Origin of the sequence: Pseudomonas panipatensis (assembly GCF_900099785.1) — a bacterium.
Lineage (GTDB): Bacteria > Pseudomonadota > Gammaproteobacteria > Pseudomonadales > Pseudomonadaceae > Pseudomonas > Pseudomonas panipatensis.
This window is the reverse complement of record NZ_FNDS01000002.1, coordinates 12,628-33,130: the sequence shown is the minus strand read 5'-3', so window position 1 is coordinate 33,130 and position 20,503 is coordinate 12,628. Positions and strand designations below refer to the sequence as shown.

The following is a 20,503-nucleotide window of genomic DNA, read 5'->3' as shown; positions in this document are numbered from 1 at the left end:
CGCAGTGCGCGAATGCTGTATTTCGGGCATTGCCGGGGCCTCGGCGGCCCCGGTTTTTTTCAGGAATGAATCAGGTAGGCGCGTTGTCGCCGCTGCCCGGACGCTCCAGGGCGACCTGGCGGATCGACAGGCGGATTTCCGCCGGCAGCACGCGCTTGGCGACGCCCTCGGCCAGCTCGCCGAGCTTCTCGTGATAGCCGAGCTTGCCGGCCTCGTCCTTGCGCAGCACGCGCTGGTCGAGCAGGGCCTGGATGAAGTTGCGGAACAGGGTCTTGTCGAAGAACTCTGGCGCATTCAGGCCATGCAGGATCGACAGACGCTGGGCCATGACCGTGCACAGGTCTTCCAGTTCCTCGGCGCCGAGCTGGTGCTGGCCGGCGTTTAGCAGCAGGGCGATGGCCATGTAGAAGCGCTGCAGGGTCTGGTTGATGGCGCGCGCCAGCAGGGTCAGCAGCACGTACTCGCGGGAGCTGGGCGCGGGGCGCAGGTAGGCGTCGCCGTCCTGGCGCAGCAGGCCCTTGTCGACCAGCGCCGCCAGCCATTGGTCGACCACCCCGTCGAGCTGCCCGAGGTCCCAGCGGATAAAGAGTTCCGCCTGCAGGTAGGGGTAGAGCGCGCGGGTGTAGTTGAGCAATTGCTCGCGGCTGATCCGCGCGTTGCTCTGGAAGAAGCTGGCCAGCAGCGCCGGCAGGGCGAAGACGTGCAGCACGTTGTTGCGGTAGTAGGTCATCAGCACCGCGTTCTGCTCGTCGAGGTAGAGGATGCGGCCGAGGGCGTCTTTCTGCTCGGCGAGCAGGTCCATGCTCTTCACGTATTCGATCAGCGCCTGGCCGTCGCCGTCGGGGAGGGTCGCGCTGGGCGAGTAGGGCACCTTGCGCAGCAGCGCCAGGTAGAGGTCGAGAACGCGCGCCAGGGCGCGTTCGTCGAGGGCCAGGCGCGAGGTGGAAAGCAGCGCCAGGGCGACCAGGTTGACCGGGTTGATGGCGGCCGCGTCGTTGAGGTGACGGGCCACCTCGCTGGCCAGTCGCTTGGTGGTCTGCGACAGCCATTCGGGACGGAACGCCGCGTCCAGCGCCTGGTTGCGCCAGCCGGGCTGTTGCTGTTCGAGGAAACTGTCGAGGTGGATCGGCTCGCCGAAGTTCACCCAGACCTGGCCGAAGCGCTGGCGCAGCGCGCCTATCACTTTGAACAGGTCGAAGATGGACTCCTTCTTCTTCGCCGCGCCGCGCAATTCGCCCAGGTAGGTGCGGCCTTCGAGCACGCGCTCGTAGCCGATGTACACCGGCACGAAGACGATCGGCCGGCGCGCGTCGCGCAGGAAGCTGCGCAGGGTGATGGCGAGCATGCCGGTGCGCGGCAGGAGCATGCGTCCGGTGCGCGAACGTCCGCCTTCGACGAAGTACTCGGTGGGGAAGCCGCGGGTGAACAGGGTGTGCAGGTATTCGTTGAACACCGCGCTGTAGAGCGGGTTGCCCTTGAAGCTGCGGCGCATGAAGAAGGCCCCGCCGCGCCGCAGGATGGAGCCGATCACCGGCATGTTGAGGTTGATGCCGGCGGCGATGTGCGGCGGCGTCAGGCCGTTGCGGAACAGCAGGTAGGACAGCAGCAGGTAGTCGATATGGCTGCGGTGGCAGGGCACGTAGACGATCTCGTGCCCCTGGGCGACGTCCTGCACCCGCTCGATGTGGTTGACCCGCACGCCCTCGTAGAGCTTGTTCCAGAACCAGGTCAGGGTCACTTCGAGGAAGCGGATCACCGGGTAGGAGACGTCGGCGGCGATCTCGTTGGCGTAGCGCAGCGCCGTGGCCTCGGCCTTGTCCTGGGAAATCTTCTGGGTATCCACCTCTTCCTGGATCGCTTGGCGCACCAGCGGCGCGCGCAGCAGGCCTTTGACCAGGGTGCGGCGATGCGACAGGTCCGGGCCGATGACCGCGGTCTTCTGGTTGCGGAAGTGCACGCGCAGGATGCGCTGGACCATGCGCTGGGTGCGCTCCTGGCCTTTGTGCTGATCGACCAGCTCGCGCAGTTTGATCGGGGTCGAGAACTGTACCCGCGTCTTACGCCCGAGAATGAGGATGCGCGCCACCTTGCGCAGACGTCCGGTGACCGCCCAGTTGTCGGCGAACAACAGCTTCCAGGCGCTCTTCTCGCTGTCCGGCGATTGCCCCCAGAACACGCTGACCGGCACGATCTGCGCGTCGTCGACACCGTTCTGGCCGATCGCCGCGAGCATGCGCATCAGCGCCGGCGGCGCGCCACGCTTGTCCTGGCGGCCCAGCCAATCGGGTTCGCGGGTGAGGTAGAAGAAGGCGGCCGGCTCGATGCTGTCGCCCACCGCCACTGGCATCACCGGGCGTGGCAGGCCGGCCTTGCGGCATTCCGTGTCGAGCACCGCCAGGTCGCTCACCGAGGGCTGCTGGAGCACGTAGAGGACCGGTTTGTTGCGGTCGATCTTCAGGCTCAGTGCCGATTGGTTGATGGTTTCCGAACGTACCCAGAGGTACAGCAGGCGGCGAAGGGCGCCAAAACCAAAGCGGCGGAACGGATAACGAGGCATACGGGCTCTGCTGGCAGTTGAGACGGACCCGGCGTCAGCCGAGCGGTCGCTAGTTTGCCGCAATCGCCAATCCGGCAAAAGTGCGCAGGCGCGGCACCGGACGGGGTGGCGCCCCTTCCGCCGGGGGATGACGGAAGGGGGCTGGGCTGCATCAGTCTTCTTCGCCGAACACCGTCTTGGAGATGGCGTGCAGGCCGTTATTGAATTGCACGGTCTCGTTGAAGCTCTTGACGATGGTGCTGAAGCGTTCCTTGGCGCTGACCAGTTGCTTGAACTTCTCGTTCAGTTCCAGGTTGCGCCGCTGCAGCGTGGCTTCGCGCTTCTCGAACTCGGCCAGGCGCTGGCGCAGTTGCTCGGCCAGCTCTTCGTTGCGCTGCTGCTCCAGTTGCAGGGCTTCGGCGCGCTTGATGCTGCTGCGCTCGCGTTGCTCGATGTTCTCCGCCAGTTGCTGCAGGGCGGCGCTGCGCTCGGCGAGCAGGCGCGAGTTGTTCTCGGCGGTCTGCTCGACAGTGGCGCGGTCGCGCTGCAATTGGCTCTGCTGCTGGCGCAGTTGCTCTTCCTTCTCCTGCAACTGGCGCTCTTTCTCCAGCAGGTTCTGCTGGCGGCTTTCCAGGCCATCGCGCTGCTTGTCGGCTTCCAGCTTCTGCTGGGCCAGTCCACGGGCCATACCGGCCAGGCTGTCGAGGGTCGATTGCACGTCGTAGAGCATGTGCTCGGTGTCGGCACCAGCGGCTTCCAGCGGCAGAGCCGAGGCGGCGTTTTCGCTGGCGGTGGTCGGGCTTTGCGGCGGGGTGGGGTAGGTAGGCATTGCTTCGGTCTGGCTGTCTGGTTGAAGTGACGGGTGTTCTGCGGCGGGCTTGTCCGCCTCGCTCGGCGCTTCGCTGCGCTCCGCGTCCTGCGCGGGGGCTTCGTCGGCGGGCGGCGGGGTGCTGTCGCCGGCCTCTGCGCTGGCCGGCGCTGCTTCCGCCGCGCTGTCGCCCTCGCTGCTGGCGGATTCTGCCTGTGGTGCGGCGGCCGACTCCGCCTGCTGGGCGGCTTCGCTGGGTTCGTCGGCGCTGGCGGCGGCGCGCTCGTCGGTTTCCGGGGCGGCTTCCGCGCTCGGGCTCGGCGCGCTTTCGGCAGGTGCGCTGGCCGGCGCAGCGGTCGGCGTGGCCAGGCTGGCGGTGTGGGTCGAGCTGGCGCGCGGCAGGCTATAGTCCAGGCCCATGGCGGCCGGCCCCTGCATTGCCGTGGGCAGGCCCTGGGCGCTGGCCAGCGGGGTTTCCAGGATCGGCCCGCAAGGCTTGCCGAGCTGCCCGGCAATGAGTTTTTCCACCAGCTCCTTGTTGATGCTGGCGGCGCGGTGGTCCTTCATCGGGGCCGGGGCCAGTTGCAGCTCGGAGAGGTCGATCAGGTGATAGCCGGAGGGTTTTTTCAGGTCGCTCATAGCGTGGTATCCCTAACGATTTGTCTGAAGGCCTGGATGGCGGCTTGCCAGTCGAGTTCCGAGTCCAGCCCTCCAAGGCTGTAGCGTTGGCCGTGCTTGCGCAGCGCGGCGATGTAGACGCGGGAGTAGCCGTCCTGGGTGTCTTCCTGAATGCTGTAGACCACGAAGTTCTGGCTGATTCTGGGGATGGCGAAGCTGCAGAGAACGTTGGCGTCGAGCACTTCCCGCGAGGGAGTCTCGATACGAATGGTGCGTGTCGTCATGGGGGGTGCCCTGTCAAAGCGCATGCTGGCGCGGTGACTGCGTACTCTAGGGAGGGGGCTGGGAGCTGGGCATTGGATAAGACTGGGTACGACCGAGGAAATTTCTGATCGTTTGTTTCGGGATTCCCTCGATCCCACGCAGCATTCGGCAACTTTTCCCTTTGCCGGCTGTCTTGCTTTCGCACCGGGCGCTTCATATAGTCCGGCCGGCATTTTGGGAGCCTGTCTCCGCTGCGTGTTCCGGGTGTCGAGACGGGTCCTGTCGGGGGGTCCCTTCGCCAGGACGGTCGGGGCCCTTACCGCAACGGTGAGAGACCATGATCGAAATAAGCAGACTCACGAAGCGTTTTGCGCAGCACACCGTCGTCGATGACCTGTCGTTCAGTGTGCGCCCGGGGGAAGTGCTGGGTTTCCTCGGCCCGAACGGGGCCGGCAAATCCACCACCATGAAGATGCTCACTGGATTCCTCGCGCCCAGCTCGGGCACCGCGACCATCCACGGTTTCGACATCCAGACCCACACCCTGCAGGCCCAGCGCCTGATCGGCTATCTGCCGGAAGGGGCGCCCTGCTATGGCGACATGCGCGTGCGCGCCTTCCTCGAATTCATCGCCGAGGTGCGCGGCTACCGTGGCGCCGAGAAGCGCGAGCGGGTCGCACGGGTGGTCGCGCAGCTGGAGCTGGAAGGGGTCCGCGAACAGAGCATCGAAACCCTCTCCAAGGGCTTCAAGCGGCGTGTCGGCGTGGCCCAGGCGATCCTCCACGATCCGCGCGTGCTGATCCTCGACGAGCCCACCGACGGCCTCGATCCGAACCAGAAGTACCAGGTCCGCGAACTGATCGGTCAACTGGCCAAGGAGCGCATCGTGATCATTTCCACGCACATCCTCGAAGAGGTCAGCGCGCTGTGCAGCCGCGCCCTGGTGATCGCCAACGGGCGCCTGCTGGCCGATGACACGCCCTTCGAGCTGGAGCGGCGTTCGCGCTACCACCAGGCGGTGACCCTGGTCGGCGACAGCCCGCTGGACCGTGAGGCGCTGGCCGCGCTGCCGGGGGTGGCGGGGGTGGAAGACAATCCGCTGGAGCACAGCGTGACGGTGCTGGCGCAGCCGGGGCAGGTGATCTTCCCGCAGGTCAACGCGCTGATCGCCGCGCACGGCTGGCGCATCCGCGAACTCGACGTCGAGCGCGGCCGCCTCGACGAGGTGTTCCGCAGCCTGACCCGGGGAGAGGCGGCATGAAGCAGCTACCGGTGATCTTCAAGCGCGAGCTGGCCAGTTACTTTGCCACGCCGCTGGCCTATGTGTTCATCGTCATCTTCCTGGTGCTGTCCGGGGTCTTCACCTTCTACCTGGGCAGCTTCTACGAGCGTAACCAGGCCGACCTCAATGCCTTCTTCAACTTCCATCCCTGGCTCTACCTGTTCCTCATCCCGGCGATCGCCATGCGCCTCTGGGCCGAGGAGCGCAAGTCCGGCTCCATCGAGCTGTTGATGACCCTGCCGATCACCCGCTTCGAGGCGGTGGTCGGCAAGTTCCTCGCCGCCTGGGTGTTCGCCGGCATCGCCCTGCTGCTGACCTTCCCCATGGTGCTCACGGTCAACTACCTGGGCGAGCCGGACAACGGCGCCATCCTCGCCGGCTACCTGGGTAGCTGGCTGCTGGCCGGCGCCTACCTGGCGATCGGCTCGTGCATGTCGGCGCTGGCGAAGAACCAGGTGATCGCCTTCATCCTCGCTGTGGTGGTGTGCTTCCTGTTCATCGTCAGCGGCTTCCCGCTGGTGCTCGATGCCTTCAGTGGCTGGGCGCCGCAGTGGCTGCTCGATGCGGTGGCCTCGATGAGCTTCCTGATTCGCTTCGATGCGATCAGCAAGGGCGTCCTCGACCTGCGCGACCTGCTGTTTTTCGTCAGCCTGATCGCCGCCTGGCTGGCCGCCACGGCGGTGGCGGTCGACCTGAAGAAAGCCAACTGAGGAGCCGGACATGAAGAAAGTGCTGTATTCCGGGGCCGGGCTGCTGGTCATCGCCCTGCTGTTCCTGGCCTTCAATCTGCTCTCCGGACTGGCCTTCACCGGCGCGCGCCTGGACCTCACCCAGCAGAAGCTCTACACCATCACCGAGGGCACCAAGAAGATCCTCGGCTCCATCGACGAGCCGATCAACCTGTACTTCTTCTACTCGGACAAGGGCACCAAGGAGCTGGTCTCCCTGCGCAACTACGCCAAGCGCGTCGAGGAACTGCTCAAGGCCTACGAACGTCAGGCCGGCGGCAAGATCCGCCTGCACATCATCGACCCGCAGCCGTTCTCCGAGGAGGAGGACAAGGCGGCGGAGTTCGGCCTGCAGGCGGTGCCGCTGTCCCAGGGCGGCGATAGCCTGTACTTCGGCCTGGCCGGGACCAACGCGCTGGACAATACCGAGGTGATCCCGTTCTTCCAGCCGGACCACGAGGAGTTCCTCGAATACGACCTCAGCCGCCTGATCCAGGGGCTGGCGCATCCGCAGCGGCCGGTGGTGGGGCTGCTGTCGACGTTGCCGATGAATGGTGGCTTCGACATGCAGACGCAGCAGCCGAGCCCGCCGTGGATGGTCCTGGAGGAGATCCGTCAGCAGTTCGACCTGAAGAGCATCAAGGCCGACGCCGACGAGATTCCGCGCGAGATCAGCGTGCTCCTGCTGGTCCACCCCAAGCACCTGCCGCAGCAGACCCTCTACGCCATCGACCAGTTCGTCCTGCGCGGCGGCAAGCTGCTGGTCTTCGTCGATCCCTACAGCGAAGCCGACAAGGCCTCGCCGATGGCCGCGCTGGAGGGCGGCGGCGACCAGGCTTCCGACCTCGAACCGCTGTTCCAGGCCTGGGGCCTGCGCCTGTTGCCGGGCAAGGTCCTCGGCGACGGCACCTACGCGATGTCGGTGAGCATGGGCCAGGGCCAGCGCTCGGCGCACCATCCGGGCTGGCTGAACCTGGACGCCAAGGCGCTCGACGCCAGCGACGTGAGCACCGCCGGGCTGAACAACCTGACCGTCGCCACCGCCGGCATCCTCGAACCGCTGGCCGGGGCGAAGACCCGCTTCACCCCGTTGATCCGCAGTTCCGCCTACGCCATGCCGTTCGATGCGCAGCGCTTCGCCAGCCTGCGCGATCCCGGCGAGCTGATGGGGCTGCTCAAGCCCACCGGCGAGCGTTATGCGCTGGCCGCGCGCATCCAGGGGCCGGCGCGCAGCGCTTATCCGAACGGCATCGAAGGTCGCAAGGACGGTCTGCCGGGCGCCGACAACATCAACGTCATCGCCGTCGCCGATAGCGACCTGCTCAGCGATCGCATGTGGGTGCAGGTGCAGGACTTCTACGGGCAGCGCCTGCCGCAGCCCTGGGCCGACAACGCCAGCTTCGTGATCAATGCGCTGGATAACCTGGCCGGTTCGGATGCCCTGATCAGCGTGCGCTCGCGCGGCCGCTTCAGCCGTCCGTTCAGCGTGGTCGATGAGCTGCAGCGCCAGGCCGAAGCCAACTTCCGCGAGAAAGCCGATGCGCTCAAGCAGCGCCTGGCCGATACCGAGCAGAAGCTCGCCGCGCTGCAGAACCCGGACCCGGGCAAGACCCAGGAATTGACCCTGGAGCAGCAGGGCGCCCTGCAACAGTACATCCAGGAGCGCGTGCGCATCCGCAAGGAACTGCGCGACGTGCAGTTCCAGCTCAACGCCGATATCGACGCGCTGGGACGCAAGCTGAAACTGATCAACATCGTGCTGGTGCCGTCGCTGCTGACCCTGGGCGTGCTCGTCCTGTGGTGGTGGCGGCGCCGGCGCCAGGCGTGAGGGGGCTTTCATGCAACGCAAGAGTCTGGTCCTGCTGCTGCTTCTGGCGCTGCTCTGCGGCGGGCTTTACGCCTGGCTGCAGCGTGAGCCGCAACGCCTGGCGCCGAGCGACACCCGCTACCTCCCGGGTCTGCAAGCGCAGCAGGTGAGTGCCGTGCAGATCCAGCGTCCCGGCCAGCCGAGCATCCGCGTGGCGCGCCAGGACGGGCGCTGGGTGATGCCGGCGAAGGCCGACTACACCGCTGCCGGGCGCCTGATCGGCGACCTGCTGCACGACCTCGCGGAAGCGCGCAAGGTCGAGCCAAAGACCCGCGATCCGGGCAACTTCGCCCAGCTCGAACTGGCCGACCAGGGCCCGGGCGCCGCCGTGCGCCTGACCCTGGAGCGCACCCAGGGCGGCCCCTTCGACCTGCTCATCGGCAAGGCCGTGGCGCCGGGCGGACGCCTGGTGCGCAAGCCGGGCGAGGATCAGGTCTGGCTGATCGACAAGGCGCTGCAACTGCCGCCGAACGAGCTGGACTGGCTGGATCGGCGGGTGACCAGCATCCCCTTCGAGAAGATCGCCGAGGTCTCGGTGAGCTATCCGGGGAGCGAAACCCTGACGGTATTCCGCAACCAGGCCGGCGAGCCCAACCTGCAGGTGCGCCAGTTGCCTAAGGACGCCCGGCTGGCCTACGAGGCGGTGGCCAACGGCATGGCCACGCCCTTCGCCCAATTGATCTTCACGGAGGCCGTGCCGCTGGACCAGGTGGCTTTCAAGGACGCGCCGCGCCTCAGCCTGAGCCTCAAGACCCTGGACGGTGCCAGTCTCAGCGGGCGCGTGCAGGAACAAGGCGGCCAGCCCTGGCTGATCCTCGAGCGTGTCGAGGGCTTCGCCGACGGCCAGATCCAGGCGCGCCCGGGCTGGGCCTATCGCCTTCAGGACGCTGCCTACCAGGCGCTGTCGCGGCATCTGGGGGACTTCATGGCGAAGAAATCCTGAGGCGAATCCGGCGCCGCGCCCTCGCTTGCACGGCGCCGGATTCACCCACGGGGCCGGCTCGGCATACTGCGGAAATGTGAACTGGCGCACAGATAGGTGCGGGGTATTTGCCCCCGAGAGAGCGCCTTGCCAAGCACCAAAATGGCCCTGGAAGCCCCGAAATATGGCACTTTGGCCGCTTCGGCCAGTGTCCTGGGGGCAGGATGAAAAATAGCTTTTCAGCTGTAACTTTTGATTTATATACTCGGGCGCGCGGTCGTCATTGGGGTGTTATTCGATTCCCTATCCAACTTGGCTTCGGCTCTGCTTGGATAGCGCGGACAACCCTCCGCCTGTCGAGCCGTTGCAGTCCTCTTTCCGGGGGCCACCCAAAAATAAAATTGCAAGTTGGAGAGTGTGGTAATGGCTGATCGTGAGGTCGGAACCGTCAAGTGGTTCAATGACGCCAAAGGTTATGGATTCATTCAACGCGATAGCGGTCCGGACGTTTTCGTTCACTACCGTGCCATTCGTGGCGATGGTCACCGCTCCCTGGTCGAAGGCCAGAAAGTGGAGTTCTCGGTGATCCAGGGTCAGAAAGGCCTCCAGGCGGAAGACGTCGCCAAGGTCTGAGCCCCCGAAATCAAAGGCCCGTCGCAAGACGGGCCTTTGATTTTCAGGTCCGCGCAGCGCGATCGGACCTGCTTGTCGCAGCACGGCGCCGCGTGTCGCGGATTGCGCCGTTTTTTCGTTTCAGCCGGTTCGCCAGGTGATTTCTTCGACGCCCTCGGCGCTCACCTTGAGCCAGCGGTCGGCATCTTCCTCGCCCTGTTCCTCGCTCCAGCTACCCGGCGCGCAGCGCACTTCCACGCCCAGCGCGGCATTCGCCGCCTTCGCGCAGGCCAGGTCGTCGTCCCAGGGCGTCGCATCGCTGTCGATGAACAGGCTGTGCCACTTGCCCACGGCTTTCGGCAGCCAGGTCAGCGGAATCCGCCCGTGCGGGCTGTCGGCCTCGCACTTGAAGGTTTCACCCTTGGCCCGCCACTCGCTGCAAGGGCCCAGTGCCTGCGCCAGCCATTCGCCGACGGCGGCCTGGTCGGCATCCTTCAGGTAGATCTCGATATCGGGTTGGCGCATGCGGTCCTCGTTAGTGATCCAGGCGTTCCAGCCAATCGTAGCGTACCGCGACCGTTACCTCGAAAGGCTCGGCGAGGATGCGCTCGCGGCGCTGCGGGTTGACCCGCCAGCCGTGCGGGGTCATGGCCAGTAACTGCTCGCGGGCCTCGCGGCTGTCCAGGGCCAGACGGAAGTCCAGGGTTTCGCTGTGGGCCAGACGCAGGCTGTCCGGCAGGTCGGCGAGGTGCTTGTCGTCAACGTACTCGCGCACTTCGTCGTAGAGGCGTTGGCGCAGTTCCAGCAGGTGGTCGCGGGCCGGGCCCAGGCGCAGCACGCCGCCGCCGGGCACCAGCAGGCGCGCCGCTTCGTTCCAGTCGATCGGGCTGAAGACGCTGGCCAGCAGTTGGCAGGAGGCATCGGCCAAGGGCACGCGGGCCATGCTGGCGACCATCCAGGTCAGTTGCGGGGCACGGCGGCAGGCGCTTTTCACCGCCTCGCGGGAAATGTCCAGCGCGTAGCCGTCGCTGCCCGGCAGGGCCTCGGCCAGTTGCGCCGTGTAGTAGCCTTCGCCGCAACCGATATCCAGCCAGCGTGCCGGCGCGCGTTGCGCGGCCAGTTCGGCCAGGCGCCGGGCCAGCGGCGCGTAGTGGCCGGCGCTGAGGAAGTGCCGGCGGGCTTCGACCATGGCGGCGTTGTCGCCGGGATCGCGGCTCTTCTTGTGCTGCACCGGCAGCAGGTTCAGGTAGCCCTGGCGGGCGCGGTCGAAACGATGTCCGGCGGGGCAGACCGCGCCGTCGTCGAGGCGCTCCAGGCGCGCCAGGCAGATCGGGCAAGTGAGCATCTCAATTCCCTTGGCGCGGCGGGCCGCTCAGCAGGGTGGTCGGCACGCAGCGGCGGCGTTGGCCGAGCTGGTAGGCGCGCAGCGAATAGCGGCGCGTCGGCGCCGGTGCCGGCGGTGGGATCTCGGGCTGGGTGGCGCCGAGGCAGAAGCCTTTGTTCGATCCGCTCATGCCAGCAGTCGCACCAGGGTCTGGTAGTAGATTTCGCTGAGCAGGTCGAGGTCGCTGGCCAGGACCCGTTCGTTGACCTGGTGGATGGTCGCGTTGACCGGGCCGAGTTCGACCACCTGGGTGCCCATGGTGGCGATGAAGCGGCCGTCGGAGGTGCCGCCGGAGGTCGATGGGCTGGTGTCGCGGCCGGTGACCGCCTTGATGCTGGCGGCCACGGCGTCGAGCAGTTCACCCGGCTCGGTGAGGAACGGTAGGCCGGACAGCGCCCAGTCGATGTGCCAGTCCAGGCCGTGCTTGTCGAGGATCGCGGCGACGCGCGCCTGCAGGCCTTCGACGGTGGATTCGGTGGAGAAGCGGAAGTTGAATACCACCACCAGTTCGCCGGGGATGACGTTGGTCGCGCCGGTGCCACCGTTGATGTTGGAGATCTGGAAGCTGGTCGGCGGGAAGAAGGCGTTGCCGTCGTCCCAGTGCTCGGCGGCCAGTTCGGCCAGCGCCGGGGCGGCCAGGTGGATCGGGTTCTTCGCCAGGTGCGGGTAGGCCACGTGGCCTTGCACGCCGCGTACCGTCAGCTTGGCGCCGAGGGAGCCGCGACGGCCGTTCTTCACCACGTCACCGACCAGGGTCGTGCTCGACGGCTCGCCGACGATGCACCAGTCCAGGCGTTCGCCGCGCGCGCGCAGACGCTCGACCACGGCCTTGGTGCCGTGCTGCGCCGGGCCTTCTTCGTCGCTGGTGATCAGGTAGGCGATGCTGCCACGGTGCTCGGGATAGTCGGCGACGAAGCGCTCGGTGGCGATGATCATCGACGCCAGGCTGCCTTTCATGTCCGCCGCGCCACGCCCGCAGAGCATGCCTTCGGCGTCGATCAGGGCCTCGAACGGCTGGTGCTGCCAGGCCTGTTCCGGGCCGGTGGGGACCACGTCGGTATGCCCGGCGAAGCACAGCACCGGGCCTTCGCCGCCCGCACGGCCGGCGCGGCGGGCCCAGAAGTTGTCCACCTCTTCGATGCGCATCGGCTCCAGGGCGAAGCCGCAGGCGGCCAGGCGTTGCATCATCAACTGCTGGCAGTCGGCATCGACTGGGGTGACGGAGGGCCGGCGGATCAGCTCGCAGGCGAGGGCCAGGGTCGGCGACAGGGACATGGAGGGGGCATCCTGGGGGTGAAACCGAAAAAGGCGCACATCTTAAAGCAAAAACGCCGGCACTGGGCCGGCGTTCAGCGGAGCGGGACGTCGTTCAGCCGACCTGCTCGGAACCGCTCAGGACTTCCTCTTCGCGCGGCTTGGGCAGCGACGAGAGCAGGGCCATGATCAGCGCCGCCAGGTAGGGCAGCGACTGCACCAGGAGCATCGCCACCCAGAACATCAGGTCCGGGCTGGGCACGCCCTGCACCAGCACGATGCCCAGGGCCGCGCCCCACAGCAGGAGCATCACGAACAGCTCCTCGCGGGCTTCCGCAAGGGCCAGCAGCAGGCCGTGGCTGGAGCGCATCTTCGGCGTGCGGAAGAACGGGATCGAGCTGGTGACGAAGCCGTAGAGCACCGCCTTGGCGATGGTGTGCGACAGCGACAGCCCGGCCAGCGCGGCGAAGAAGGCGTCGCGCAGGTTGACCCCGACGGTGCGCCGGTAGAGGAAGAGGATCTTGCCGACCTTGAAGGCGAACAGCGTCAGCGGCAGGATCGCGAAGATCAGCAGCGGCGGGTCGACGCGCTTGGGCACGATGATCATCGCCGCCGACCAGAGCAGCGCGCCGACGGTGAAGAAGATGTTCATGCCGTCGGCGATCCACGGCAGCCAGCCGGCGACGAAGTGGTAGCGCTGGCCGCCGGTCAGCTTGCTGCCGTCCGGGCCGCGACCGCGCAGCAGGGCATCGGTGTGGCGCTTCATGATCTGGATGGCGCCATAGGCCCAGCGGAAGCGCTGCTTCTTGAAGTCGATGAAGGTGTCGGGCATCAGGCCCTTGCCGTAGCTGCGCTCGAAATAGGCCGCCGAGAGGCCGCGCTCGAACACCCGCAGGCCCAGTTCGGCGTCTTCGGTGATGCACCACTCGGCCCACTTCAGCTCGTCCAGCACCTTGCGCCGGACCATGGTCATGGTGCCGTGCTCGATGATCGCGTCGCGGTCGTTGCGGGTGACCATGCCGATGTGGAAGAAGCCCTTGTACTCGGCGTAGCAGAGGCGCTTGAAGGTGCTTTCGTACTGGTCGCGGTAGTCCTGCGGCGACTGCACCACGGCGATCTGCGGGTCGGCGAAGTGCGGCACCATGTGCTTGAGCCAGTCCGGTTCGACGCAGTAGTCGGAGTCGATCACCGCGATCACTTCGGCGTCCGCGGCGACGAATTGCAGCGCGTAGTTCAGCGCGCCGCCCTTGAAGCCGGCCAGCGGCGCGACGTGGAAGAAGCGGAACTTCGGCCCGAGCAGCTCGCAATGCGCCTGCACCGGTTCCCACACCGCCGGGTCCTTGGTGTTGTTGTCGATCACCAGGACCTCGTAGTCCGGGTAGTCGAGCTTGGCCAGGGCGTTCAAGGTTTCCTTGAGCATCTCCGGCGGCTCGTTGTAGCAGGGCACGTGGATCGACACCTTGGGCCGGTACGCCTCGTCGGCGGTGACCGGCAGGAACAGCCGGCGGCGCTTGCGCGTCCACACCGCTTCGGCCAGTTCGTGGGCCTCGGTGAACAAGACGATGACCACGCCCAGCGCGCCGATGCCGAGCAGCGCGCCGACGGTCAGGCTGAACCAGGTGCTGTATTGCTGGCTGTAGTCGTAGCCGATCCACACCAGGATGGTGGCGCAGGCGAACGAGACCACCGCGAGGAAGGTCCGGCCGCGCTGGCGCAGGGCGCTACCGTCGATCAGCAGCAGGGTGAAGGTGAGCACCGCCAGCACCACCGAGGCGATGGCCAGCACGCGCCACTTGGGAATCGCGACGATCGGCCCCTGGAAGTTGAACTTCGGTTGCCGCTCGGCGTTGTACACGCCCCAGTAGGCGCCCACCGAGCCTTCGTCACTGGATTTCCACGGCTGGTCGAAGGCCTCGACGACGAAATAGTTGTAGCCCTTCTTGTTCAGCGCGTTGGTCAGCTCGCGGAGGAACACCGCCTGGTCGGAGGGCGTGGCGGTGGCGCCGCCGCGCATGCGGCCGTTGCTCGGCCAGCCGACTTCGGCGAGCAGCAGCGGCTTCTTCGGGAACTTGGCGCGCAGGTCGCGGGCGCGGTCGAGGACGAACTGCACCGAGTCCGCCATGGGCATGAATTCCCAGTAGGGCAGCACGTGGGCGGCGATCAGGTCGACGTGCTTGGCCAGTTCCGGGTACTTCTCATAGATGTGCCACTGTTCGGCGGTGGTCACCGGCACCTTCACCGCGGCGCGGACCCGGTCCAGATAGCCGATCAGTTGCTCGCGCGTCACCTCGCGGCGGAACAGCGCTTCGTTGCCGACGATGACCCGTACCACGCTGCGCGAGCTGTTGGCGAGTTGGATGCCGCGGGCGATTTCCGCCTCGTTCTCCGCTTCGTCCGGGCCGATCCAGATGCCCAGGCTGACGCGCAGGCCGTATTCCTCGGCGAGGAAGGGAATGTCCGCCAGGGTGCCTTTGGTGGAGTAGGTCCGGATGTTGTCGGTCTGTTTGGCGATCAGTTCCAGGTCCGAACGAATCTCATCGTCGCTGGGGAAGCGGCCGCTCTGCGGGCTCTGGTCCAGGCGGAAGGGCGAGAAGGAGAAGCCGGAAACGCTTTCCGGCCAGTCCGGCGCGCTCACCGGGCGGTTGTACAGGGCCCAGATGCCAGTGAAGAGCGCGGCCAGGGCGACCATGACAACCAGGTTGAGTCCGTGCTTGCGTGATGACATAGAGCGATCGGGTTCCAGTCGGTGGAACGGGTAGTGCCGGGAGCGGGTCGGCGCGCATCCTACCCCGCGACCCCATGAGTGTATAGCTCCCGTCCGGCGCCTGGCGCCAGCCCGCGCGGCCGCGCGTGGAATACTCGAAGCGGGCGGCGGCAGCCCGTCGGGCGTCGACTCGTTCGCGCGATACGGCACAAGGCGGCGGCTTCCGATAAAATGCCGGCCGGTTTTCTGGAGGCAGTGTGATGGTTGTGGACGAGCAGCGTTTCGGCGGTATCGCCCGTCTCTATGGCAGGCAGGGGCTGGAGCGCCTGGCCGCCAGCCATGTCGCGGTGGTCGGCATCGGCGGAGTGGGTTCCTGGGCCGCCGAGGCACTGGCGCGCAGCGGTGTCGGCGAGATTTCCCTGTTCGACCTGGACGATGTCTGCGTGACCAACACCAACCGCCAGGTGCATGCCCTCGACGGCGCGGTGGGCAAGCCCAAGGTGGAGGTGATGGCCGAGCGCATCCGTGCCATCAATCCGGCCTGCCAGGTGCACGCGGTGGCCGATTTCGTCACCCGCGAAACCATGGCCGAGTACATCACCGCCGACCTCGACTACGTCATCGACTGCATCGACAGCGTGCCGGCCAAGGCCGCGCTCATCGCCTGGTGCAAGCGGCGCAAGATCCAGGTGGTGACCACCGGCGGCGCCGGCGGCCAGGTCGATCCGACGCAGATCCAGATCGCCGACCTCAACAAGACCTTCAACGATCCGCTGGCGGCCAAGGTGCGCTCGTTGCTGCGCCGCGACTACAACTTCTCGCGCACGCCGGGCCGCCACTACAGCGTGCCCTGCGTGTTTTCCACCGAGCAACTGCGCTACCCGAAGCCGGACGGCACGGTTTGCCAGTCGAAGAGCTTCGTCGGCGAGGGCGTGAAGCTCGACTGCGCCGGCGGCTTCGGCGCGGTGATGATGGTCACCGCCAGCTTCGGCATGGCGGCGGCGGCCAAGGCGGTGGAAAAGCTGGTCGCCGGCGCGCGGCGGCCGTCGGAGCGCAGCCAGCCGCAGGCCTGAGGCCCGCTCGCGCGCCGTGCCTGGCGCTTCAGCCAAGCAGCGTCGGCGTGTCGCGGTTGCGCTGGAGCGCCAGCAGCAGCGGGAGCACCGCCAACGCCGCGAGCAGGTGCTTGAGGCTGTGCCCGGAGATCAACTCGCCGCTCAGCTGATAGAGGGGCGCATCGGCCAGTTCGCAGAGCTTGGCCAGGGCGTAGAGCAGCACGCATTGCCCGAGGCGGAAGGCGTAGCCGCCCGGCTGCGTGCGGCAGCCGGCGAGCAGCACCAGCAGCAGCATGCCGCCGCCCTGCAGGATGACCCAGGCCAGCAGGTTGCCCGATGCCCGCCAGGCCCACAGCGCCAGGGCGCTGCCGAGCAGCACCAGGGCCACCGCGCCGTAGCCGGCGCGCAGGCCGGCGCGGTCGGCGATGGCCAGGCCGAGCACGCCAGCGAACGACACGCCCATGCCGATCCGGTCCCAGAGCAATCCCTGGTCGTCCGGCTGCAGGTGATACCAGGCCGAGCCAAGCCCCGTCAGCAGCAGGCCGATGGCCAGGGTAGCGGCCAGGCCGCTCCACAATGGCTGTTCGATGCGCCGCAAGTTGCCCAGGCCGAGGAGGCCGAGCAGCACGAAGGGCAGGTTGCTCAACACATCCAGTGCGTGCGCCAGCCCGAACAGGCTGCGCTGGTCGGCGAGGGCGTGGTAGTGCACGGCCTGGTCGATCCGTGGGCCGAACATCGCCAGGATCACCAGGACCAGGGCGAAGCCGAGCAACAGGTCCGTTCCTGCCCCCTTGCGCTGGGGGTTGGGCGAGCTGGCGGTATTTCGTGAAAGCGACATGGCGTTCTCCATTCGGTGTGCGCTGACGACCTGCCGGAGTCTGTGCCGGGTATTGCTGAAAGTCTTTCAAAAAGGAACTCAGTGGAATATAGGTATGCCTCGGGTTCACTAAAGGAATACCTATGAGCGGCAGCATCGATCTGGTCATGGCCATCAAGCGCGAGCTGAAAGCGCTGCAGATGACCTATGCGGACCTCGCCCGTGCGCTGGACATGTCCGAGTCGGGCGTCAAGCGCATGTTGGCCAGGGAAGACATGTCGCTGTCGCGGGTCGATGCCATCTGCCGCGCCCTCGGCCTGGACTTCGCCGACCTCGCCCGGCGCGTGGTGGAGGCCCAGCCGCTGCTGCGCTCGCTGACCCTGGAACAGGAGTTGGCGGTCGTCAGCGACGAGCAGTCGCTGCTGGTGGCGATCTGCGTGCTGAGCCAGTGGACCGCCGAGCAGATAGTCGCCACCTACCGCCTGAGCCTGCCGGAGGTGATTCGCGCGCTGGTGCGCCTGGATCGCATCGGCGTGATCGAGCTGAAGCCGCTGAACCGCTACCGCCTCAAGCTGGCCAAGACCTTCCGCTGGCAACCCGATGGGCCGGTGATGCGCTTCTTCCGCAAACACGCGTTGCAGGACTACTTCGCCGGCAGCTTCGCCGAGAGCGACGAAGCCTTGCTGCTCAGCCATGGCCGGATCAGCCGGGCGCTGGCGCCGGCCTTCATCGAGCGCCTGCAACGCCTGGCGCAGGATTTCGCCCAGCAGCACCTGGCCGACCAGAAGATTCCGCAGGAAGACAAGGAAGGCTACACGCTGGTGTTGGCCATGCGTCGCTGGGAGTTTGCTGCGTTCACCGCCCTGCGCCGTTGAGCGTGGCGTGGCGCGGCGCGGGCTCAGCGGGCGCCGGCGCTGGACAGTTCGCGCATGCGTTGCAGCACGGCGTTGAGCCCGTTGCTGCGCGATGGCGAGAGCTGGCGGCCGAGGCCGAGGCGGGTGAACCAGGCGCCGAGGTCGAGCGTCGCCAGTTCGGCGGTGCTCAGGCCTTCGACCCGCACCAGCAGCAGTGCCAGCAGGCCGCGCAGCAGGCGCGCATCGCTGCTGGCGCGGAAATGCCAATGGCCGTCGCGCTGTTCGGCCAGCAACCAGACCAGGCTTTCGCAGCCGTGCACGCGGTGCTCGTCTGAGCGCTCGGCGGCGCTCAGCGGCTCCAGCCGGTCGCCCCATTGCATCAGCAGGCGCGCGCGCTGCTCCCAGCCGGATTGGCTGGCGAAGGCGGCCAGGGCCTGTTCGGCGGCGGCGGGCAGGCTCATCGCAGCAGCTCCAGGGCGTTGTCCAGGGCGCTGAAGAAGCGCTGCAGATCGCTGTCGTCGTTGTACAGTCCGAGGGACACGCGAATCGCGCCGGGCAGGCCCAGGCGCTTGAGCAGCGGCATGGCACAGTGGTGCCCGGCGCGAACCGCCACGCCTTGCTCGCTGAGCAGGTGGGCGAGATCGGCGCTGTGCACGTCGCGCACCGTGAAGCTGGCCAGGGCGACCTGTGGTTCGCCGAGCAGGCGCACGCCGTCGCGGGCGCGCAGGCCGGCGACCAGGCGCTCATGCAGCACGCCCTCGTGGGCGGCCAGCGCAGTGCTGTCCTGGGCCAGCAGCCAGGCGAGGCTGGCGCCGAGGCCGAGCACGGCGGCGATCGGCGGGGTGCCGGCCTCGAAACCCAGTGGCGCGGGACGGAACTGCGCCTGCTGGTAGTCGGCGACCTGCACCATCTCGCCGCCGAACTGCCAATGGTGCAGCTGGCGCAGGGCTTCCTGGCGGCCCCAGAGCACGCCGAGGCCGTCCGGGCCGTAGAGCTTGTGGCTGGAGAACACGTAGAAGTCGCAGCCCAGCGCGGACAGATCGTGGCGCCCGTGGACCACGCCCTGGGCGCCGTCGACCACGCTTAGCGCGCCCTGGGCGCGGGCCATGGCCAGCAGCTCCGGCAGCGGCTGCCAGGTGCCGAGGACGTTGGACAACTGGCTCACCGCCAGTACGCGGGTGCGCGGGCCGATGAGCGGCGCGGCCGCGTCGAGGTCGATGACCCCGCGATCGTCCAGCGGCAGCACCAGCAGCTTCGCCTGGCGGCGCAGCGCCAGTTGCTGCCAGGGCAGCAGGTTGGCGTGGTGCTCCAGGGCGCTGACGACGATCTCGTCGCCGGCGCCGATCAGGTGCTCCAGGCCATAGGCCAGCAGGTTCAGCGCTTCGGTGGCGCCATGGCTGAAGATCACTTGCTCGGGCACGCCACCGAGCCAGCCGGCGAGTTGCTGGCGGGTTGCCTCGAAGGCGCGGGTGGCACGCTCGCCGGGCAGGTGCTGGGCGCGGTGCACATTGGCCGCGCCGCTGGCGTAGTAGCCGGCCAGGGCGTCGATCAGCGCCTGCGGCTTCTGCGCGGTGGCGGCGCTGTCGAGGTAGGTCTGGCCTTCGGCTGCCAGGGCGGCCAGGGCGGGGAAGGCGGAACGCCAGGGCGACGAAATGGACATGGGCCTGTTCGCTTGCGGGAATGGAAAACGGGGGCCGCAGCCCCCGCTTTACAGCTTAGAACCCTGGCGCCGGAGCGGCATGCCGCGCCCGGCGCAGGCGATCAGTTGTGCGCGTGCAGCGCTTCGTTCAGCTCGATCGCGGTCTTGTTGGTCTTGCACTCCACCGCGCCGCTCTGCGAATTGCGGCGGAACAGCAGGTCCGGCTGGCCCGCCAGGTCGCGGCCCTTGACCACCTTGACCAGGTTGTTCTGGTCATCCAGCAGGGCGATCTTGGTGCCGGCGGTGACGTACAGGCCGGCTTCGACGATGTTGCGGTCGCCCAGCGGGATGCCGATGCCGGCGTTGGCGCCGATCAGGCAGCCTTCGCCGACGCTGATGACGATGTTGCCGCCGCCGGACAGGGTGCCCATGGTCGAGCAGCCGCCGCCCAGGTCCGAGCCCTTGCCGACGAACACGCCAGCGGACACGCGGCCTTCGATCATGCCCGGGCCCTGGGTGCCGGCGTTGAAGTTGACGAAGCCTTCGTGCATCACGGTGGTGCCTTCACCGATGTAGGCACCCAGGCGCACGCGGGCGGTGTCGGCGATGCGCACGCCGGCCGGAACCACGTAGTCGGTCATTTTCGGGAACTTGTCCACCGAGAAGACTTCCAGCAGCTTGCCCTTCAGGCGCGCTTCCAGTTGCAGCTCGCCCAGTTCGCCGAGGTCGACGGCGCCGATGTTGGTCCAGGCCACGTTCGGCAGCAGCGGGAAGATGCCCGAGAGGTTGACGCCGTGCGGCTTGACCAGGCGGTGCGAGAGCAGGTGCAGCTTGAGGTAGGCCTCGGGGGTGGAGGTCGGTGCGGCGTCTTCGCTGAGCAGGGTGGCGACCAGCGGCTTCTGGCTTTCCGCCAGGCGGTTGAGCAGGGCGGACTGGGCCGGCGCCACGGCCTTCAGCGCGTCGGCCAACTGGTAGGCCTGCTGGTTGCTGAAGGTGATGGCCTGGTTGCCGCCGCTGAAGCCGAGGATCGGAGCGATGGCACCGACCAGGCTGGCATCCGGGTTGAGCAGCGGGTGCGCGTAGAAGACTTCCAGCCAGGTGCCCTGGCGGTTCTGGGTGCCGACGCCGAAGGCCAGGCTGAACAGGGAGTGGGACATGAGCG

At 67.4% G+C, this 20,503-nt stretch carries 19 protein-coding genes; 7 read left to right on the top strand and 12 right to left on the bottom strand.

Going from position 1 to position 20,503, the window contains the following annotated elements; translation table 11 throughout:
* Positions 1-70: 70 nt before the first annotated feature.
* From plsB to BLQ74_RS04285, 3 genes are all read right to left on the bottom strand, one after another.
* Complete coding sequence (gene plsB, locus BLQ74_RS04295) at positions 71-2,557, bottom strand: glycerol-3-phosphate 1-O-acyltransferase PlsB (RefSeq protein WP_090261260.1); 2,487 nt, start codon at positions 2,555-2,557, stop codon at positions 71-73.
* Positions 2,558-2,708: 151 nt separating this feature from the next.
* Positions 2,709-3,983: a hypothetical protein gene (locus tag BLQ74_RS04290; protein ID WP_090261258.1), complete on the bottom strand. Its 1,275-nt coding sequence runs from the start codon at positions 3,981-3,983 to the stop codon at positions 2,709-2,711.
* Positions 3,980-4,246, bottom strand: a complete 267-nt coding sequence (locus tag BLQ74_RS04285) for a hypothetical protein (RefSeq protein ID WP_139199034.1) — start codon at positions 4,244-4,246, stop codon at positions 3,980-3,982. Before BLQ74_RS04285 ends, BLQ74_RS04290 begins: the two co-directional genes overlap by 4 nt.
* 317 nt (positions 4,247-4,563) lie before the next feature.
* Between BLQ74_RS04285 and BLQ74_RS04280 the strand changes: the two genes are divergently transcribed.
* The 5 genes from BLQ74_RS04280 (at position 4,564) to BLQ74_RS04260 (ending at position 9,658) form a co-directional block, all read left to right on the top strand.
* Positions 4,564-5,487, top strand: coding sequence for an ABC transporter ATP-binding protein (locus BLQ74_RS04280; RefSeq protein WP_090261254.1), 924 nt, complete (start codon positions 4,564-4,566; stop codon positions 5,485-5,487).
* Positions 5,484-6,218, top strand: coding sequence for an ABC transporter permease subunit (locus BLQ74_RS04275; RefSeq protein ID WP_090261252.1), 735 nt, complete (start codon positions 5,484-5,486; stop codon positions 6,216-6,218). The genes BLQ74_RS04280 and BLQ74_RS04275 overlap by 4 nt, the downstream gene beginning before the upstream one ends.
* 10 nt (positions 6,219-6,228) lie before the next feature.
* A complete protein-coding gene (locus BLQ74_RS04270) occupies positions 6,229-8,064 on the top strand; it encodes a GldG family protein (RefSeq protein WP_090261250.1) in 1,836 nt (611 codons plus the stop codon).
* Positions 8,065-8,074: 10 nt separating this feature from the next.
* A complete protein-coding gene (locus BLQ74_RS04265; protein ID WP_090261248.1) occupies positions 8,075-9,046 on the top strand; it encodes a DUF4340 domain-containing protein in 972 nt (323 codons plus the stop codon).
* Between the two features lie 402 nt (positions 9,047-9,448).
* Positions 9,449-9,658: a cold-shock protein gene (locus BLQ74_RS04260; RefSeq protein WP_015476243.1), complete on the top strand. Its 210-nt coding sequence runs from the start codon at positions 9,449-9,451 to the stop codon at positions 9,656-9,658.
* 120 nt (positions 9,659-9,778) lie between these two features.
* Here BLQ74_RS04260 and BLQ74_RS04255 read toward each other — a convergent pair whose 3' ends face one another.
* From BLQ74_RS04255 to BLQ74_RS04240, 5 genes are all read right to left on the bottom strand, one after another.
* Positions 9,779-10,162: a hypothetical protein gene (locus tag BLQ74_RS04255; protein ID WP_090261245.1), complete on the bottom strand. Its 384-nt coding sequence runs from the start codon at positions 10,160-10,162 to the stop codon at positions 9,779-9,781.
* Between the two features lie 10 nt (positions 10,163-10,172).
* On the bottom strand, positions 10,173-10,982 hold the full coding sequence (locus BLQ74_RS04250) for a putative RNA methyltransferase (protein ID WP_090261243.1): 810 nt from the start codon (positions 10,980-10,982) through the stop codon (positions 10,173-10,175).
* Between the two features lies 1 nt (position 10,983).
* A complete protein-coding gene (locus BLQ74_RS27395) occupies positions 10,984-11,151 on the bottom strand; it encodes a hypothetical protein (RefSeq protein WP_170842766.1) in 168 nt (55 codons plus the stop codon).
* Positions 11,148-12,296 (bottom strand): succinyl-diaminopimelate desuccinylase, encoded by a 1,149-nt coding sequence (gene dapE / locus BLQ74_RS04245; protein ID WP_090261241.1) that lies wholly within the window; start codon positions 12,294-12,296, stop codon positions 11,148-11,150. Before dapE ends, BLQ74_RS27395 begins: the two co-directional genes overlap by 4 nt.
* Before the next feature lie 94 nt (positions 12,297-12,390).
* Positions 12,391-15,000, bottom strand: a complete 2,610-nt coding sequence (locus tag BLQ74_RS04240) for a glycosyltransferase (RefSeq protein ID WP_090261239.1) — start codon at positions 14,998-15,000, stop codon at positions 12,391-12,393.
* Positions 15,001-15,239: 239 nt separating this feature from the next.
* On the opposite strand from BLQ74_RS04240, the gene tcdA reads away from it, so the two are divergent.
* The gene (gene tcdA / locus BLQ74_RS04235) at positions 15,240-16,052 is read left to right on the top strand and encodes a tRNA cyclic N6-threonylcarbamoyladenosine(37) synthase TcdA (protein ID WP_090261237.1); all 813 of its coding nucleotides are present in this window, start codon (positions 15,240-15,242) and stop codon (positions 16,050-16,052) included.
* Positions 16,053-16,080: 28 nt separating this feature from the next.
* Here tcdA and BLQ74_RS04230 read toward each other — a convergent pair whose 3' ends face one another.
* Positions 16,081-16,869 carry a hypothetical protein gene (locus BLQ74_RS04230; protein ID WP_139199033.1) on the bottom strand — a complete coding sequence of 263 codons (789 nt, stop codon included), beginning with the start codon at positions 16,867-16,869 and terminating at the stop codon, positions 16,081-16,083.
* 122 nt (positions 16,870-16,991) lie between these two features.
* On the opposite strand from BLQ74_RS04230, the gene BLQ74_RS04225 reads away from it, so the two are divergent.
* Complete coding sequence (locus BLQ74_RS04225) at positions 16,992-17,723, top strand: helix-turn-helix domain-containing protein (RefSeq protein ID WP_090261233.1); 732 nt, start codon at positions 16,992-16,994, stop codon at positions 17,721-17,723.
* A gap of 23 nt (positions 17,724-17,746) precedes the next feature.
* Here BLQ74_RS04225 and BLQ74_RS04220 read toward each other — a convergent pair whose 3' ends face one another.
* From BLQ74_RS04220 to dapD, 3 genes are all read right to left on the bottom strand, one after another.
* Positions 17,747-18,163 (bottom strand): SufE family protein, encoded by a 417-nt coding sequence (locus BLQ74_RS04220; protein ID WP_090261231.1) that lies wholly within the window; start codon positions 18,161-18,163, stop codon positions 17,747-17,749.
* Entirely contained in the window at positions 18,160-19,362 is a 1,203-nt protein-coding gene (locus tag BLQ74_RS04215) for an aminotransferase class V-fold PLP-dependent enzyme (RefSeq protein ID WP_090261230.1), read from the bottom strand. Before BLQ74_RS04215 ends, BLQ74_RS04220 begins: the two co-directional genes overlap by 4 nt.
* Positions 19,363-19,463: 101 nt before the next feature.
* Complete coding sequence (gene dapD, locus BLQ74_RS04210) at positions 19,464-20,498, bottom strand: 2,3,4,5-tetrahydropyridine-2,6-dicarboxylate N-succinyltransferase (protein WP_090261228.1); 1,035 nt, start codon at positions 20,496-20,498, stop codon at positions 19,464-19,466.
* Positions 20,499-20,503: the final 5 nt, after the last annotated feature.

Excerpts from the sequence above, each read along its gene's own strand:
- plsB (WP_090261260.1), bottom strand. The coding sequence starts at position 2,557 with ATGCCTCGTTATCCGTTCCGCCGCTTTGGTTTTGGCGCCCTTCGCCGC.
- BLQ74_RS04290 (WP_090261258.1), bottom strand. The coding sequence starts at position 3,983 with ATGAGCGACCTGAAAAAACCCTCCGGCTATCACCTGATCGACCTCTCC.
- BLQ74_RS04285 (WP_139199034.1), bottom strand. The coding sequence starts at position 4,246 with ATGACGACACGCACCATTCGTATCGAGACTCCCTCGCGGGAAGTGCTC.
- BLQ74_RS04280 (WP_090261254.1), top strand. The coding sequence starts at position 4,564 with ATGATCGAAATAAGCAGACTCACGAAGCGTTTTGCGCAGCACACCGTC.
- BLQ74_RS04275 (WP_090261252.1), top strand. The coding sequence starts at position 5,484 with ATGAAGCAGCTACCGGTGATCTTCAAGCGCGAGCTGGCCAGTTACTTT.
- BLQ74_RS04270 (WP_090261250.1), top strand. The coding sequence starts at position 6,229 with ATGAAGAAAGTGCTGTATTCCGGGGCCGGGCTGCTGGTCATCGCCCTG.
- BLQ74_RS04265 (WP_090261248.1), top strand. The coding sequence starts at position 8,075 with ATGCAACGCAAGAGTCTGGTCCTGCTGCTGCTTCTGGCGCTGCTCTGC.
- BLQ74_RS04260 (WP_015476243.1), top strand. The coding sequence starts at position 9,449 with ATGGCTGATCGTGAGGTCGGAACCGTCAAGTGGTTCAATGACGCCAAA.
- BLQ74_RS04255 (WP_090261245.1), bottom strand. The coding sequence starts at position 10,162 with ATGCGCCAACCCGATATCGAGATCTACCTGAAGGATGCCGACCAGGCC.
- BLQ74_RS04250 (WP_090261243.1), bottom strand. The coding sequence starts at position 10,982 with ATGCTCACTTGCCCGATCTGCCTGGCGCGCCTGGAGCGCCTCGACGAC.
- BLQ74_RS27395 (WP_170842766.1), bottom strand. The coding sequence starts at position 11,151 with ATGAGCGGATCGAACAAAGGCTTCTGCCTCGGCGCCACCCAGCCCGAG.
- dapE (WP_090261241.1), bottom strand. The coding sequence starts at position 12,296 with ATGTCCCTGTCGCCGACCCTGGCCCTCGCCTGCGAGCTGATCCGCCGG.
- BLQ74_RS04240 (WP_090261239.1), bottom strand. The coding sequence starts at position 15,000 with ATGTCATCACGCAAGCACGGACTCAACCTGGTTGTCATGGTCGCCCTG.
- tcdA (WP_090261237.1), top strand. The coding sequence starts at position 15,240 with ATGGTTGTGGACGAGCAGCGTTTCGGCGGTATCGCCCGTCTCTATGGC.
- BLQ74_RS04230 (WP_139199033.1), bottom strand. The coding sequence starts at position 16,869 with ATGTCGCTTTCACGAAATACCGCCAGCTCGCCCAACCCCCAGCGCAAG.
- BLQ74_RS04225 (WP_090261233.1), top strand. The coding sequence starts at position 16,992 with ATGAGCGGCAGCATCGATCTGGTCATGGCCATCAAGCGCGAGCTGAAA.
- BLQ74_RS04220 (WP_090261231.1), bottom strand. The coding sequence starts at position 18,163 with ATGAGCCTGCCCGCCGCCGCCGAACAGGCCCTGGCCGCCTTCGCCAGC.
- BLQ74_RS04215 (WP_090261230.1), bottom strand. The coding sequence starts at position 19,362 with ATGTCCATTTCGTCGCCCTGGCGTTCCGCCTTCCCCGCCCTGGCCGCC.
- dapD (WP_090261228.1), bottom strand. The coding sequence starts at position 20,498 with ATGTCCCACTCCCTGTTCAGCCTGGCCTTCGGCGTCGGCACCCAGAAC.